Source organism: Allofrancisella guangzhouensis (assembly GCF_000815225.1).
GTDB lineage: Bacteria > Pseudomonadota > Gammaproteobacteria > Francisellales > Francisellaceae > Francisella > Francisella guangzhouensis.
Window position 1 is genome coordinate 1,171,258 of the sequence record NZ_CP010427.1, and the last position, 15,922, is coordinate 1,187,179.

A 15,922-nucleotide genomic window follows, 5' to 3' on the forward strand; every position below is an offset into this window, starting at 1 on the left:
TTTTTTCAACCATTATCTTTATTATTATCTTTCTATTTTTGTTTCTAATATTTTTGGTGTTATAAATATTAGAAGTTCTTTGTCATCATTTACTATCTTTGTATAGCTAAATAAATAACCAAGATAAGGAATATCTCCTAGGAGAGGTATTTTATTACGGGTTTCTTCTTGTTTGTTTTCATAAATCCCTCCTATGACTATAGTTTGTCCATCTTTAGTCATAATCTTTGTGGTTATCTCCCTTGTAGCAATACTAGGTGGTAATGGAGTATCTCCTGAAGATCCTCCTGAATTAGGAATCACTGAGTTTTTTGTCACTAAGATTTCTAAAATAAGGTTACCATCTGGTGCTATTTGCGGGGTTACTTGTAACTCTAAGACCGCCTCCTGAAATGCAATAGAAGCTGCACCCGAGGCTGTTGATTGATTATATGGCACCTGCTCACCTTGTTTAATAAATGCTGTTTCATTATTAGCGACTATTAAATGAGGAGAAGCCACCTGATTTGCCAAAGATTCAGACTCCAATGCTTGAATCTCTATAGTTAATTTCATACCTCCAAAAATAGTATATGCAAGCTCAGCAGTTGCTCCCAAAGCGTTCTTTGGCATAGCAAAAGTATCTAAACCTATGTTAACGACCTTACCAGTAGCATCAGTAAGACCATAATTAAATCCTAATTCCAAAGATGTAGATCTATTGACTTCTACTATCCTTGACTCAATTAAAACCTGATCATTTGGAATATCTATCTCATTGACAACTTTTTTAATCTGGGGCATTTTTTCTTCAGTATCAGTAACTATTAGAGTGTTTGTGCGCACATCAGAGGTGATACTACCACGTGGTGACATGATACCACCATTTTGTTTAGCCATAGATGTTATAACCGTCTGAGCTGCTTGAGCTGTAGTGTAGTTTAAAGGTATAAACTCAGTTACTAAAGTAGCATTATTCTCTAATGATCGTTTAGTTTGTAATTCAAGTTGCTCTTGAGCTGCTATCTCGGCTGCTGTAGCGACATATAAAATACTATCCATTTTTTTAGTAGCTAAACCTTTACTAACTAAAACTATATTCATCACCTCATTCCAAGGCACGCTTTTTAAATCAATAGATATGTTTCCTCTTACACTACTACTTACTACAAGATTTAAACCAGCAAATTCAGATAATACTTGAAGAACTGTTTGTACTGGAGAATCTTGAAATGAAATCGAAATAGGCTCATTTATGTTAAAATTCTCTATTCTACTTTTACGCCTATCTATTTTAAAAGTAAAACTATTACCTTCTTTAAAATCAGTAAGAGTTATCCTATCAAGTGAGTGAACTATAAAAACCACATCGTTATCTTCTTTACGTACCTTTATAGAATCAACTATAGTATTAAAAACCCTCGTATCAATATTACTAACCCATTTATCAGAAATAGAAGTATTTTTAAAAGTTATTGTAAGAGTATACCCATCCCGAGAGAGTTTAGTTTTATACTCAGAAAAGTTGCCAACATTCTCTTCAAAAGCTACACTAAAAACTGCTCCACCATTTAAACTTCTATGAAACTCTAGATCTTTAATATGATGCCGACTTGATGTTTGCTTATTTTCTTCTCTACCAACAATTTTTGTATTATCTTCACTAGCTTTTACTTCTGCAGTTACTAGATTCTCCTTAGTAGTGTCAGTATTAGCAAACGTCGTACTAAACCCTACAATACATATCAGCGCGATTAATCTTATCAGTATCTTTTTTTTATCCAAAAACATTATTTAATCCTAATTAAAATTAATGTATAACCATTTGTTTTTTTTCCCAAATTCTATTTTGTGTATCTTTATGCCATTGGCTTACTAAAATACCATCTTTTGTAATATCATCAACCTCTCCATAATCTGGGCCTATTAGCTCACCTTTTTTGATGTATAGAGGTTTTGCAGGTTCTCTAGTATTTTCAACCACGCCCCATATGTTTTTATCCTGATAAACCATACCTTTAAAAGAAAATGTATCTATAGGATAAGTTTGCAATTTTGTTTTTTTAACATTCATTCTCCTCTCTAATTCTGGAGGCACTAATATAGGTTTTGGTTTAGCAACATTCAACTTTTGTTGTGGTAAAGTTTCTCTTTTTTCAAAAGGAAGATAATGATTCATACTAAATATATTACGTATTTTAGATAGCCTTTCAAAAGTTAAAACATCGCCTTTATATTCAGGAACTTTGAATTTCTCCGAACTTTTAGTGGTTTGTAATTTATTTATTATCAAATTATCAATTTCCTTTGTTCTATCTGTATAATTAGCAAAAGCTATACTATAATCTCCTCCAGCAAAAATCAAAAGAAACAAGAACTTAATAAATACATTGATTCTAAAATTAAAGTACACCTGGCTAAGCCCCCACTCCCTGACGAGAATATGTCTGTAGATTTAACTCTATAACTAATTTTTCATCAGCTTCTCTTTTGATAGCCATATTAGTGATTACAGCTATATCTTTCATATCGAATAAAGCTATAAACAGCTTTATTAATTCTGGGAAACTACCACTTAGTTTTGCCCTAAAATTTATAGCATACAAATCCAAATGTTTATTTTTCTCTACTCCAGCTGGTGATAAATCAATAATTGTGACACCTGAGCTATTTATGGCTTCACTCAAAGATGACAAAAATATAGGCACAGAATGGCTTTCTGGTATACTAAACTTTGTTTCGCTGTTACTTTGCTCTAAGATCTCAACTTGCTCTTTTAATTTCTCTAAATCTTTTTGTTTCTTTATTAACAGAGGAATCTGGTCTTTCATAGTGTTTATATGACTTTCAACTGAAGCATTATTTGTAAGCACTGGAGCGACAAACATACCATAAAACACCAATGAAAATAATACCAATAATATTAGCATTACTACTAGCCTAAGCTTTAAAGGAGCATAAATAACTTTGTTTATATATCTACTAGACAGGAGAAATTGTAGCTTATCTATCATTGTACAAAATCTCCCTTAAATGCATTACCTTCACCAAATCTAAACTGTAAAGAGAAACTTCTCTGACCATTTTTTTCAGATCCAAGATTTTTTAACTCAACTTTTTTTATTTTGAATTCAACCTCTAAATTTTTCATGAACACAGAAAGTAATTTCAAATCTTTAGTTTCACCGTTAAGGACAATCTCATCCTCAGTCGCGATATAAGTTATACCTGTAAGATAAAGCTTATCTGTTATAGCTCTAGATATTTTCTCTATACCAAGCAACATATAAAACTGGCTTGCTTTAATGTTTGCTAAGTTATCAGCCACATCAATTAATTTATCACGTTGTTTTTTAACTTCTTGATATTGCACTGAATTCTTATCAAGTTCCGTAATTTTAGCTTGAATATACTGTTCAAGTTTTATATCTTCTTTGCTTGACCAGGATAAGATAATAGATAAACTAACCATCCCAATAAAAGCAAGTACAGCAATAAAACCTATATCAATAGCTATATATGATAACAGTAGCTTTTTATATCTATCTTGAATAAAGTTTAACTGTTTCATTACAGAGCCTCCATCATAGCTATTGCTACTGGCATCACGTATCGATAAGGCTTTTCGATGGTTTTTTTATAGTCTTGTGTTTGAATATTTACAAATGGATCCAAAATTCTACAGTCTTTTGCTGAAAGTTCTTTTATTGATGAAAAAATCTTTTCAAAATTTTCTTTGATTCCATAGATATATATAGCGTTATCTTGAGCCGAGAAATCAGAAAAATCATTACCAGAGAAATCTAAAGACATAAAATCTATAAATCTTAATAATAGTTGAATAGCTTCATCCACATAATTAGCATCTGAAATTTTCGGCTCAAATATTTTCACGGCTTCATAGTTTTTAAGCTCTCCACTAGGAGAAAAGCTATAAACGCATAATTTATCTGCATACAACCCAAATAAAATACTATTAGTAGTGTGTTTTGAAATTTCTGACAAAAATAGCTCCTGCACAAAGTTACTAATAACGATATTGTCAAGACCGCATACAGAAACAGCTTTTTTGGATTTTTTAGCAATATTATAAAAACGCTCTGTAATTTTAATATCTGCAATGTAATAAATAGTTATTATTCCCTTTTCTTCTGATTCATCATAGAAATCAAAAGCAATAACAGAGTAATTTTCTGGAAATTTCTTTTTTAAAAAATGTTCCCTTAAGTAAAATACAACTCCCTCTTTTGCAATTATTTCAGAATTTTTTTTATCACACACTATTTCTTCTTTTGATATATCTATATCTTTATAAGTAACAAAACCTAGTCTAGTAAAAAAACCAAGCTTATTTGCTAAAATTATATTACTAACTATATTTCCTATATACTCAGAAATAAGTTCTCCCTCAAAATATGCTTGATCAGAAAATATATCACTACTACAACAAACTAAAGAATACTCTTGATTTTTTTTATCAAGCTTAACCGCAGCTAAGGAAGCAAAGTCATACTCTACTCCCAAAACAGTTTTTTGCGCTTTCTTTCTTTTTTTTTCGAGCAATAGTGATAGCATCTAAAACAAACCTATTTATTTCCTTAACAAATTACCTAGTAAATTACATAATACATTAATTCTAGATATATTATTCTATTTATTTTATAATTAAATCCAAATTATGTAAACTACACTTTTAAAAGGTTAAAGGTAAATGCGAATAATTCTTTTAGGCGCTCCAGGAGCTGGCAAAGGCACTCAAGCGAAGATAATTGAGCAAAAATATAGCATTGCTCATATTTCAACAGGTGATATGATTAGAGAAACTATAAAATCTGGCAATGCGATTGGTAGGCAGCTAAAAGAAATTTTAGACTCTGGTCAATTAGTTTCTGACGAATTTATTATCAAAATAGTTAAAAATAGGATTTCGAAAGAAGATTGCAAAAATGGCTTTCTTCTCGATGGTGTACCTAGAACTATCGTACAGGCTGAACAGTTGGATAAATTAGGTGTAAACATTGATTTTATAATCGAAATAAATGTTGATGATAAACTACTAATAGAAAGAATAACAGGTCGAAGGATTCACCCAGCCTCTGGTAGAACTTATCATATAAAATTTAATCCACCTAAAGTTGAAGGTAAAGATGATGTAACAGATGAAGATTTAGTGACTCGTTCTGATGATAATGAAGCTACAGTCAAAGAAAGGCTTTTTGTATATCGTGAACAAACATCTAACCTAATCGAATTTTATAAAAACTTTAAATCAAATAACACAAAAACACCTAAATATATAAAAATCAACGGAGATCAACCTGTTGAAAAAGTATCTCAAGATATTTTTGATCATTTAAACTAGCTTAAGACTACTGACTCTAAGACTAATTCGACAAAGGAAATATACTCTATACCAGAGTGCTGACTAAGACCAATCTGGCAACTACGATTAAAGCTTACACCTATATCACAGCCTTTTATTTGATTTGCTAGTGAACTTAAACTACTTGCATTTAGCTCTGGAGTGGTAAAGCCTTTATCACCAGCAAAACCACAACAGTAAATTCTTTCTGGTAGTACAACTTCATTACAGCATAGCTTTAAAAGATTAATGTATATTTCATCAATATTTTGTTTTCTGGTTGAACAATCAATATGAAGAGCTATCTTATTAAACTTTTTGGTAAGTTTTGTAGTATCAATATTTTCTACAATAAAGCTATTTATATCAGTTAGAGCTATGTTTTGTTGTTTTGCAAAACCAGCACAAGAGCTATTATCTATCACAGCATAATTATATAGGTCTAAGTTTTGTTTACTAAGTATTTCTTGAGATTTATGTTGCTGAACATAATTAGCTTTTGAATTATACATCTGACCACAACATACACCCTTAAGATCTTTTGGATAATCAACGTCAAAACCTAACTTTTCTAAAACTAATTGACTAGGATATTTAGAATATTTTTTATTACAAGCAAATATTTTATTAGGACATGATGGTATTAATAATACCCTATTATCATTATTGGTGACTGAATTCTTAAAATGTACATCTTGAACTTTAGGCATAGTTTCTAAATATACTGGTATAGATTTAAAGTGATTATGTAAAACCTTAGTTACCTTTTGCAAATTTGTTTTTCCTATGATATTTCCAGTTAAATTGGCCAGTTTAACTTTTTGTTTAGCTTTATTAATTTCTTGAGAGTGATTAACTAACTTATTAGCTTGTCTTTTCTGTTTTAAAATAAAAGCTCCTGTATCTATGTCAACTGGGCATCTAGTTTTACATAAACTTGTAGTTGCACATGTTTGTATACCATAATATTCAAAATCTTTTTGCCATCTTGGTTTATCACTATCTGCTAAAGTGGGTATTTTTCGTATAACAGCATTTCGTTGGCGGGGAGTAAGGCTTAAATTACGTGAAGGGCATACTGGTTCACAAAACCCACACTCCATACACTTATCTATTTCATTTCCAATTACATTAAGCTTTTTGAGGTTTTGAATATGTAAGTTTTTATTACGCGTTAGCTTAACATCAGGATTTAAAATATTTTTAGGGTCAAATAACTCTTTGATTTGCCACATAATGTCTAAACACTTTTCTCCCCACTCTACTATTGCAAAAGGTGAAATATTTCTTCCACTTCCATGCTCTGCTTTTAGTGAACCATTAAATTCTTTAGTTACTATATTTACTAACTCATGCATAAATTTGTCATATATCGATACTTCTTTATTATTGTGAAAGTCTGGTGTTATAACAAAATGTATGTTTCCTGCTAACACATGCCCAAAAATAGCGGCATTAATATAATCATACTTATCAAAAAGCTTTCTTACTTGAGTTATAAAGCTTGGCAAATCTAAAATATTCACAGCTATATCTTCTATAATAATACTAGAACCTGACGGTCTTAGCCCAGCTATGGTAGGTACTATCCCATTACGTATTTTCCATAGAATTTGCGCTTTAGCTTCATCTTGGATAAACCCAACTTGATGAATTATATTTGTTTTTTCTATATAACCATTTATAAGTTTAAGCTTATTATCTAAATCTTTTTGGCTTGACTCTGCAAGCTCAACCATAATAGCAGCTATTTGAAAATCTTCTAAAGAGGTTAAAAAAGGCTTTAGCTCAACATTATTAGCGACAGATTTAAGAGATGCGTAATCTAACAATTCAACTGAAGATAAATTAAAAGCTTCAATTTGTGTTGTTAGTTTAACCAAATCATCTAACTTACCATATATTAAATTTAAAGCTTTGTACTTATACTCTGGTACTGTGTTTAAAGTTACATTACTAACAAATCCAAGTGTACCTTCTGAACCTATTATTAGTCTTTCTACTATTTTAATAGGGTCCTTAAAATCTAAAAAAGCGTTTAGACTATAACCACTTGTGTTTTTAATGGAAAATTTCTTTTTTATAAATTTAGTCAACTCAATATTTTGTAATATTTGAGTTTGAATCTCTAAAATTATATCTAGAAAGTTTTTTTTATTTTGTTTAAAATTTTTTACACTTTCATAATCTGAAGTGTCTAAAATACTACCATCACTAAGAATAATCCTAATAGAATCTAATGTTGCATAAGAATTCTTAGCTGTACCACAACACATACCACTTGAGTTATTGGCTATAATTCCACCGATTTTGGCTGTATTTATAGAGCCTGGATCTGGTCCTATTTTACGATTATAGATTTTCAAGTATTTATTAGCCTCGCCTCCAATGATACCTGGCTGCAGTTTTATCTTTTGTCCATCATTATAAATTTTATAATCTAGCCAGGAATCTGAAGCTAACACCACCAATACTTGGTCTGTAACAGCCTGACCGGATAAGCTAGTTCCTGCCGTTCTAAAAGTTAGTTTTATGTCATACTCATTTGCTAACTCAATAACTTTCTGGATTTCTTGTTCTAGTTTAACTACTAAAACTAATTTAGGTATCATCCTATAGGGACTAGCATCAGTTGAATAAGCATATCTTAACAATTCATTTTCGATAATTTGTTGTTTACTTAGGGTTTCTAATAATTTTGACTTAAAAATTTCTAACATTTATTCAGCACTACAAACTTAACTCTTACAAATCACACTAAAGTTTACCATACTATAATTTTATTTTATTACAACAAAACGATTTTACTTTTGATTATATTCCAAAAGTTGTTTATGATGTTGTAATAATTAGCCTATATTAATATTATTATCTTATGACAATGCTTGAAAAAATTTCTCGAACCGGGTATTGGAGTGATTTTTATGTATATCCTATTGCTATTGTCTTTTTTTTAGTTTTAAGCTTTAAGTGCTTTTTTGGTAATTTTTTTTGGATATTTACGCTTATCGTACTAGGGGTTTTTACCTGGACTTTTATAGAATACTTGGTTCATAGATTTATATTTCACTATTGTCCTTTGATAAAGGAATTACATGCTGTGCACCATAAACATACGATAGATTTAGTAGGCAATCCAACGTATATATCATTACCGATTTATACTGTTACACTGTTTTTACCTTTATACCTAATTTTTGGGTTAGGTATAGCAAGTGCTATTTATAGTGGAGCCTTACTTGGAGCTTTACTTTACTTCTTTGTACATCATAGCACTCACCATGTGAAAGCAAAAAAAGGCTCTCTTCTATTTATATACAAAAAACATCATGCTTTGCATCACCACTATGAAGACAAAAATTTCTCAGTAACTTTTCCATTATGGGATAAAGTATTTAAAACAAAAAAATAATACCTTAGCATCACAAATTTTCTAAAATAATTTTCTTAGCAAGCAATCTAGTTTCATTTTTATCTTTAAAATTACTTTTATGTAACCATAACTTAAAGCTTTTATTAGAACCTTCTTGGAAAATACAAAGATAAATCCAACCATTTATAACTATATGCTTTTTTATTTTCCAAAAATCACTTTGTTGATTACCTATGACGACTTTAAAATATTTTTCATTTTCTTTAGGTAACACAATTGCCTCTAAGACAGGTAAACTATATAGACACTCATAAAGAATAGATAATATTATTAAAACAAAACCAACATATAGCAAATAGCTATTTCTAAAATAAGATCCCACCGTAAAACTACTAAGCATAACTACAAAAATATAAAATAACTTCCGATATTTACGTGATTTATTCAAATAAATAACTTTTTGCATAAGAAAATTTTATACCAAATCATAACCTAATGATTTTAACGCCCTCTCATCATCAGACCAACCACTTCTAACTTTAACCCATATCTTTAGGTTTGCTTGCATACCTATCAGATGCTCAATATCCTTTCGTGCGTCAACACCTATTTTTTTAAGTTTAGAACCTTTTGCACCAATAACTATACCTTTTTGACTATCTCTTTCGACAAGAATACTCGCATAAATATCTGCGATATTCTTTTGCTCATCTATTTTGTAGCTATCAATCTCTACCGCTATTTGATATGGTACCTCACTTCCTATACTACGCATAATTTTTTCACGGATAATTTCTGAAACTAAAAATTTAACACTTCTATCTGTAACCTGGTCATTTTCATAAAAGAAGAATTCAGATTCAGGCAATAATTTTTCTATTCTTGTTTCAAGTTCATTGATATTATGCCCTTGCTTAGCTGATACATAAATAACATCATAAAAAGTAAATTTGTCTTTTATAGAGTCAATAAATACACTAGCATCAAGTGATTTTTTCTTATCAACTTTATTTACCACTAAGAATATTGGGATTTCTGAATTTTTTATTTTAGCTACTATATTATCTTCTAAGCCTGTCCATTTACCCATTTCAACAACAAATAAAATTACTTCAACATCTTTTATCATTGTTGTTGCAGCTTTATTCATAAATTTATTGATTGCTTTTGGCTCTTTATTATGGATACCTGGAGTATCAACATAGATAAACTGCGTATCTCCAACTGTCTTTACTCCTGTAATTTGGTGTCTTGTAGTCTGAGGCTTACGAGAGGTTATACTAACTTTATATTTGAGGATATTATTTAGTAAAGTTGATTTGCCAACATTTGGGCGACCTATTATAGAAATATAACCACATTTTTTCATAACTTATTTTTTTAGAATAGAAAATAATACTATGATTGTAACACACTAATTAACTAGTATGTCTAAGAATAAATCTTTTAAGCCTACCCATAGCTTTTTCTAGTTCTGGGATTTCATTAGCACAACTAATTCTAGCAAATCCTTCTAAACCAAAAGCTATACCTGGCATCATCGCTACATACTCCTCGGTCAATAAAGCATTACATAGTTCAATATCACTGTTAAACTTAGTATGTTTAATCAAATTTCTAATATCTGGAAATAAATAAAAAGTACCATCGGCACTTTTTACATCTATATAAGGCATCTCTTTTAAACATTTAGTTACAAACTGTTCTTTTTCTTTATAAGAATCTACGAAGTATTGTAAATCCTCTATTGGCATGTTCATCGCAGTTATTGCTGCATATTGAGATATAGAGCAAGCACATGTGGTTGATTGCGATTGAAATTTTTTCATTGCGTCATTTAATATTTTTGGAGCTATAGTAAAACCAACACGCCAACCTGTCATAGCAAAATTTTTAGAAACACCACTAGCAATTACATATCTATCTGCCAAATCTGGAGCAATCTCTATAATCAAAGTTATCTTTTTAGTAAAATACAGCTGATCGTAGATATCATCACCAATAATCCAAATATTTGGATATTTTCTTAACAAGTTAGCTAAATCTTCAATACATTTTTTTGAATAAATTAAACCTGTAGGATTATTTGGTGAATTAATAATAATAGCTTTAGTTTTATTTGTTATATGCTTTTCCAATTCATCAATATCTATTTCAAAACTATCCTCAAATTTAGTTTTTACAACTATTGGTTTTGCACCAGTTAACGAGATCATATCTGGATAAGAGACCCAATATGGAGCAAAAAATATTGCCTCATCACCTTCTTCTAAGATACAGTTAAAAACATTATGTAGACTATGTTTAGCTCCTGATGTTATACATACTTGATCAGCACTAAACTCAACAGTATATTGTTTTTTATAGCGCTTAACTACAGCTTCTCTTAATTCTTTTAAACCGTCAACATTAGTATACTTAGTAATGTTTGTATTTATAGCTTCTATCCCAGCTTTTTTAATAATTTCAGGTGCACTAAACCCTGGCTCACCTATAGCCAAAGAAACCACATCATGACCTTGGTCTTTAATTTGCTTTGCTAGTGCTGCCATAGCAGTTGTTGGAGAAGCAGAAACGTTTTGAATCTTTTTATTTAATGATGCCATTTTTTAAAAACCCTATAATTTAAACTGAATTTATCTCTGAAATTTTATACAGCTTGATTGTAACACATTTACACATTTATAAAAGGTATACTCTATTTATTCCAGTGAGAATTTCCTCTAAGATAAACTGGAAATGTTTCTTGTGTTAACCTACTGTTTTGTTTTTGTAAAAGGTATTGTCTATAAAGATAATCAGTTAAATCACTAACATCAAGCTTAAAATTTGTTACTTGTGGCACTAATTCTATTTGCTCTATAGCTTCACCTATTAAACTAAATCCTGCATGCAATGTAGTTGAATACTCCTGTAGCTTATAAACATTTTCTGAAATCATATCATCCATTTTCTTATTATATAAACCCAAATAAAAGTCACCCATCTTAGCGTCTAAAATTACAGCTACTTTATCTGAATTAATAGGAGTACTTTTTGCAATAGCAAACATACTTGAAAAACCTAATATAGGAATATCCAACCCAACAGCGAAAGCCTGAGCCACAGCAGCTGCCAAACGTACTCCTACAAAACTTCCAGGTCCTACACCGTATGCTATAAAATCTAGATTTTTTTTATCAATACCAGCGCTTTCAAAAATTTTTTTTATCATTTCTAAAAGAAACTTATTATGCTGACGAGGAATATATTTCGTATTAGAGTAAGTTTTATCTTTGACTCTAAGTGCTATTGAGCAATAAGCACTTGAGGTGTCTAAAATTAAAAAATTCATAAATCTAACTAATCACTTGTTTAACTTGATAATTTTTATCTAAAATGACAAACTCAGCATCAAAACCTACTTTAAGTTGTCCTTTCTTTAAACCTAAAGATTTTGCTTGATTTGCACTAGTCATTTTCACAGCTTCAAAAAGCTCACAACCTGAAAATTTTAGCATATTATCTAATGCTTTATTCATAGTTAACACACTACCTGCTAAAACACCATTTTCTAATCTTGCTTGATTATTTTTAACAATAACTTTTTGTCCACCAAGCTCAAACACACCCTCTCCTGCTGCTTGAGCCGACATAGCATCTGTTATTAATGCTATATTATCACTTCCTTTAATTTCATACGTAAATTTAACTGTATCTGGATGAAGATGAACACCATCAACTATAAGCTCAGCTAAAATCTTTTTAGATATTAAAAGTGCTGCTGCTGCGCCTGGATTACGATGCTCTACAGGACTCATTGCATTAAAAAGATGTGTTGCATGACTACAACCTTGATCTATAGCTTTCAAAGCTTGAGACATTGTACAACTAGTATGCCCTATTGAACTAATTATTTTTTTGCTATTACAATATTGAATAACTGAATCAGCATTTTGAATTTCTGGAGCTATGGTTATTTTTTTTATTAAATTATTAGATGCTTTATGCCATTTATCTAACTTATCAACATCTGCTCCTTGTAAATAATTAGGATTTTGAGCTCCTATTTTACCAGCTGAAATAAATGGCCCCTCTAAATGAACTCCTAATATCCTTGCTGAACCTGTACTACTAATATTATGGTATTGAGCTATAGTTTGCATAGCTTTTGTAATATGCTCATCTGAAGCTGTCATTGTAGTTGCAAGATAGCTAGTAACACCTTGGGCATATATAGACTTTGAAATAGTTTCTAGTGCCTCAACACTAGCGTCCATAACATCAGCTCCTTTTGAACCGTGGAGGTGAATGTCTATAAACCCTGGTATCACATAATCACTAGCCAGAAGTTGCACCATAGGCAGATTATAATTACTTTGCTTTATATCTTCTGCGATAGTTTCAATAACATTATTTCGAACAACGATATCTTTATATTCAAACGCTATATCATTATAAATCTTAGCCCCTTTGATAATATAACTTTGCATAAAAAAACATGAATAGGTAAAATCTTTACTTATATTAACTAAATTTACGACTTTTATCTACAATGTTACACTGGTTTCCTGGTCATATGCATAAAGCGACCAAAGAGTTTCGCAAAAAAATACCAGCTATAGATATAGCTATAGAAATAGTTGATGCACGCATTCCAGACTCTAGTAGTAATCATATTTTAGAACAAATAGTTGGCGATAAGCCTATAATAAAAATTCTTTCTAAAAATGATTTAGCTGATCCTAATATAACTAAATTATGGCTGGATTACTACAAAGGTAATGCTATAGCAGTTAACACTCTAACTGATAAAAATATAGTAAAAAAAATCCTTGACCTTGCTCAAAAAAGACTACCTAACAGAGGAACTGTACTAAAACCTATACGCGCGATTATTTTTGGCTTACCAAATGTAGGCAAATCAACCATGATAAATAAACTAGCTGGTCGAAAAGTTGCAAAAACTGGTAATGAGCCAGCTGTTACAAAGCTTCAACAACGTATAGATATCCACAAAGGCTTTGTAATATTTGATACGCCTGGAATTATGTTTCCAAGTCCTAAAAGTGAGGCTAGTGGCTTTAGGATAGCAAGTATAGGATCAATTAGAGATACCGCTATGGATTATGAAGGAACAGCTTGCTTTTTGATAAATTTTTTACTCAAAAATAATCCGAAACTTTTTCTTTGCCGTTATGAGATTACTAACATAGATCAAAAACATCCTCAAGAGATACTAAAAGAAATTGCTAATACTAGCCTTAACATTGAGCAAGCTGCTAAAAACATAGTCCATGATTACAGAAATGGATATCTTGGTAAAATATCCCTTGAAGATCCTGAAACAATAACACTTGAAAAAAAACAATTACAAGCAAATCTTCAAGATATTATAAATTAACCCTTAACTGTAGTATCAAGCTATTATATAATCTAGTAAGTATATTTATTTCTAACTTGTATTTATGTTTAATAAAGATGACTCTACTAAGGTACTGAAGAAGATAGGTTCTATACCGTTAACAAAAAAAAATATAACCATTTTTATCACTATTATAATGTTTATTGTAGTTTTTATTATTGGTCTTAATAATTATTTTAGTTATAAGCATCAAGTTTTATTAGAACAATATTCTACAGCTATAGCTGATATACAAAATAAAAATAAAGAAGGATATAACCAAGCATATAAAATTCTTAAAAGGTTAGCTGATTCAGGTAAAGCAACAACTAAAGATTACTATTATTTAGGGTATATGTATCAATATGGTCTAGCAACAAAAAAAGATTATTTCCAAGCTTATAAATACTATCAAAAAGCTATTAATGACAATAATCCTGAAGTCTACTACCAGCTAGCTATTTTGTATAAAGATGGTCAAGGTGTTAGTAAAAATAATGAAAAAGCTATTAACTACTTTACAAAAGCATATAACTTAGGTAGCGCTAAAGCTTTAGATCCTTTAATTAAATTACTAAAATTTAATCAAAAACTTATTCCTGAACTAGAACCTAAACCTCTATTTGAAATATATTTAGCATATAAAGATGGTAAGCTTTTAGAAACTAATAATAGTCAAAAAGATAAATTTCTACTTGCAGCTATTTCTAAAGGTTATGAACCAGCTGTAGCTATTCAGGCTGACAATTTTGCTAAAAATGGTGATAGTAACCAAGCTTTAACGTTATGGGAAACTTTACTTTATAGCTCTAACCCTAAAATCTCCACTTTAGCAAAAACAAAAATAACACAGATTCAGGATGCAATTCAAGATCGTAATAGAAAAGAAGCTCTTGTAAAAAGATCTTTACAAAAAAAACAATTTAATGAAGACTTACTTAAACAAAGAGCTACTCAGGAACAAATAGAACACAAAAGACAAATTGGCTTATCTGTACCAAAAAAACAAATTAAAAATTTAACTGGTCTAATGTACTTAAATTTATCTAATATAAACCAAGATTTTTTAGTAAAATTCCATGAGGATATTGCTGGTATATACTTTGATAGTAACCTTCTAGCTAAACCAGCTAATTTAAACATAACTTACATCAATAAATTATTAAAGTTAGCAAAGTTCAAAAATAATAGATCTTCTGTATGGTTCAACCTTGAAAATCAAAGTGATAACAGATTTGAAGGTTTAGTTTACTATTTTTATAATGACAAAAATAAGTATTCCCAGGATTTTCTTAATATAATAATCAAGCATAAACCTAAATCCTCTTCGTTAACACCTAATGTTAGTACTTATGACTTAAGTGATTTTATAGCTGATACAGAAATCTCTGGTCAATCAAACTCTAACACAAACACTGAGGAAGCCAAAAATGTTCAACGAAAGTCGATAGAACTATCACATGAAGAAAAAATCCAAAGAATGCAAATATTTGCTCAAAAAGGTGATTATAAAGAATTTTACAATCTAGAAAAAATAGCTGAAGCTGGCGATGTGTATGCTATTTATTATCTTGGTGAATATTATTATGAAGATAAAGAATATACAGAGGCCTTAAAATATTTCTATAAAGCTGCAGATGCTGGATACGGTAAGGCATACTATAAGCTAGCAACCCTATACTATAATGAAGAGCAAGATGGAGTATCATACGATAAAGAAAAAGCTATCAAATATTATAAAAAAGCAGCTGAATTGGGTGTACGTAACGCAAAAAATATACTTATGCTAATTGAGCCTAACTCTATACCACAGTAATTATGTCGT

Annotated in this window: 15 protein-coding genes; 4 read left to right on the top strand and 11 right to left on the bottom strand. The window is 30.2% G+C overall.

Features of this window, described 5'->3' with window-relative positions; all coding sequences use genetic code 11:
- Positions 1–24 precede the first annotated feature (24 nt).
- The 5 genes from SD28_RS05505 to SD28_RS05525 are packed head-to-tail and all read right to left on the bottom strand — an operon-like array spanning position 25 to position 4,554.
- Positions 25–1,770 (bottom strand): type IV pilus secretin PilQ, encoded by a 1,746-nt coding sequence (locus SD28_RS05505; RefSeq protein ID WP_039124906.1) that lies wholly within the window; start codon positions 1,768–1,770, stop codon positions 25–27.
- 19 nt (positions 1,771–1,789) lie between these two features.
- A complete protein-coding gene (locus tag SD28_RS05510; RefSeq protein ID WP_234393973.1) occupies positions 1,790–2,344 on the bottom strand; it encodes a pilus assembly protein PilP in 555 nt (184 codons plus the stop codon).
- A gap of 52 nt (positions 2,345–2,396) precedes the next feature.
- Positions 2,397–2,993, bottom strand: a complete 597-nt coding sequence (pilO, locus tag SD28_RS05515) for a type 4a pilus biogenesis protein PilO (protein ID WP_039124908.1) — start codon at positions 2,991–2,993, stop codon at positions 2,397–2,399.
- Complete coding sequence (locus tag SD28_RS05520) at positions 2,990–3,550, bottom strand: PilN domain-containing protein (RefSeq protein WP_039124910.1); 561 nt, start codon at positions 3,548–3,550, stop codon at positions 2,990–2,992. The genes pilO and SD28_RS05520 overlap by 4 nt, the downstream gene beginning before the upstream one ends.
- Positions 3,550–4,554: a hypothetical protein gene (locus tag SD28_RS05525; RefSeq protein ID WP_039124913.1), complete on the bottom strand. Its 1,005-nt coding sequence runs from the start codon at positions 4,552–4,554 to the stop codon at positions 3,550–3,552. The genes SD28_RS05520 and SD28_RS05525 overlap by 1 nt, the downstream gene beginning before the upstream one ends.
- A gap of 136 nt (positions 4,555–4,690) precedes the next feature.
- Here SD28_RS05525 and adk point away from each other — a divergent pair, with 136 nt between their 5' ends.
- Positions 4,691–5,341, top strand: a complete 651-nt coding sequence (adk, locus tag SD28_RS05530) for an adenylate kinase (RefSeq protein WP_039124914.1) — start codon at positions 4,691–4,693, stop codon at positions 5,339–5,341.
- Here adk and SD28_RS05535 read toward each other — a convergent pair.
- The gene (locus SD28_RS05535) at positions 5,338–8,061 is read right to left on the bottom strand and encodes an FAD-binding and (Fe-S)-binding domain-containing protein (protein ID WP_039124916.1); all 2,724 of its coding nucleotides are present in this window, start codon (positions 8,059–8,061) and stop codon (positions 5,338–5,340) included. The two genes, adk and SD28_RS05535, sit on opposite strands and share 4 nt — an antisense overlap.
- Before the next feature lie 161 nt (positions 8,062–8,222).
- On the opposite strand from SD28_RS05535, the gene SD28_RS05540 reads away from it, so the two are divergent.
- The gene (locus SD28_RS05540; protein ID WP_234384996.1) at positions 8,223–8,753 is read left to right on the top strand and encodes a sterol desaturase family protein; all 531 of its coding nucleotides are present in this window, start codon (positions 8,223–8,225) and stop codon (positions 8,751–8,753) included.
- A 10-nt stretch (positions 8,754–8,763) separates the two neighbouring features.
- On the opposite strand, the gene SD28_RS08000 is transcribed toward SD28_RS05540, so the two are convergent.
- From SD28_RS08000 to nagA, 5 genes are all read right to left on the bottom strand, one after another.
- Positions 8,764–9,180 (bottom strand): hypothetical protein, encoded by a 417-nt coding sequence (locus tag SD28_RS08000; RefSeq protein ID WP_039124921.1) that lies wholly within the window; start codon positions 9,178–9,180, stop codon positions 8,764–8,766.
- A 9-nt stretch (positions 9,181–9,189) separates the two neighbouring features.
- Positions 9,190–10,083: a GTPase Era gene (gene era / locus SD28_RS05550; RefSeq protein WP_039124924.1), complete on the bottom strand. Its 894-nt coding sequence runs from the start codon at positions 10,081–10,083 to the stop codon at positions 9,190–9,192.
- A gap of 49 nt (positions 10,084–10,132) precedes the next feature.
- Complete coding sequence (locus tag SD28_RS05555) at positions 10,133–11,320, bottom strand: pyridoxal phosphate-dependent aminotransferase (RefSeq protein ID WP_039124927.1); 1,188 nt, start codon at positions 11,318–11,320, stop codon at positions 10,133–10,135.
- 92 nt (positions 11,321–11,412) lie between these two features.
- Entirely contained in the window at positions 11,413–12,048 is a 636-nt protein-coding gene (gene tsaB, locus SD28_RS05560; protein ID WP_039124929.1) for a tRNA (adenosine(37)-N6)-threonylcarbamoyltransferase complex dimerization subunit type 1 TsaB, read from the bottom strand.
- A 4-nt stretch (positions 12,049–12,052) separates the two neighbouring features.
- Positions 12,053–13,186 carry an N-acetylglucosamine-6-phosphate deacetylase gene (gene nagA / locus SD28_RS05565; RefSeq protein ID WP_039124931.1) on the bottom strand — a complete coding sequence of 378 codons (1,134 nt, stop codon included), beginning with the start codon at positions 13,184–13,186 and terminating at the stop codon, positions 12,053–12,055.
- Between the two features lie 62 nt (positions 13,187–13,248).
- Between nagA and ylqF the strand changes: the two genes are divergently transcribed.
- On the top strand, positions 13,249–14,097 hold the full coding sequence (gene ylqF / locus SD28_RS05570; RefSeq protein WP_039124933.1) for a ribosome biogenesis GTPase YlqF: 849 nt from the start codon (positions 13,249–13,251) through the stop codon (positions 14,095–14,097).
- Between the two features lie 64 nt (positions 14,098–14,161).
- On the top strand, positions 14,162–15,913 hold the full coding sequence (locus SD28_RS05575) for a tetratricopeptide repeat protein (RefSeq protein ID WP_039124935.1): 1,752 nt from the start codon (positions 14,162–14,164) through the stop codon (positions 15,911–15,913).
- Positions 15,914–15,922: the final 9 nt, after the last annotated feature.

Coding starts and splice junctions, on each gene's coding strand:
- SD28_RS05520 (WP_039124910.1), bottom strand. CDS start 3,550: ATGAAACAGTTAAACTTTATTCAAGATAGATATAAAAAGCTACTGTTA.
- era (WP_039124924.1), bottom strand. CDS start 10,083: ATGAAAAAATGTGGTTATATTTCTATAATAGGTCGCCCAAATGTTGGC.
- nagA (WP_039124931.1), bottom strand. CDS start 13,186: ATGCAAAGTTATATTATCAAAGGGGCTAAGATTTATAATGATATAGCG.
- SD28_RS05535 (WP_039124916.1), bottom strand. CDS start 8,061: ATGTTAGAAATTTTTAAGTCAAAATTATTAGAAACCCTAAGTAAACAA.
- SD28_RS05555 (WP_039124927.1), bottom strand. CDS start 11,320: ATGGCATCATTAAATAAAAAGATTCAAAACGTTTCTGCTTCTCCAACA.
- SD28_RS05525 (WP_039124913.1), bottom strand. CDS start 4,554: ATGCTATCACTATTGCTCGAAAAAAAAAGAAAGAAAGCGCAAAAAACT.
- SD28_RS05540 (WP_234384996.1), top strand. CDS start 8,223: ATGCTTGAAAAAATTTCTCGAACCGGGTATTGGAGTGATTTTTATGTA.
- adk (WP_039124914.1), top strand. CDS start 4,691: ATGCGAATAATTCTTTTAGGCGCTCCAGGAGCTGGCAAAGGCACTCAA.
- pilO (WP_039124908.1), bottom strand. CDS start 2,993: ATGATAGATAAGCTACAATTTCTCCTGTCTAGTAGATATATAAACAAA.
- tsaB (WP_039124929.1), bottom strand. CDS start 12,048: ATGAATTTTTTAATTTTAGACACCTCAAGTGCTTATTGCTCAATAGCA.
- SD28_RS05575 (WP_039124935.1), top strand. CDS start 14,162: ATGTTTAATAAAGATGACTCTACTAAGGTACTGAAGAAGATAGGTTCT.
- SD28_RS05505 (WP_039124906.1), bottom strand. CDS start 1,770: ATGTTTTTGGATAAAAAAAAGATACTGATAAGATTAATCGCGCTGATA.
- SD28_RS08000 (WP_039124921.1), bottom strand. CDS start 9,180: ATGCAAAAAGTTATTTATTTGAATAAATCACGTAAATATCGGAAGTTA.
- ylqF (WP_039124933.1), top strand. CDS start 13,249: ATGTTACACTGGTTTCCTGGTCATATGCATAAAGCGACCAAAGAGTTT.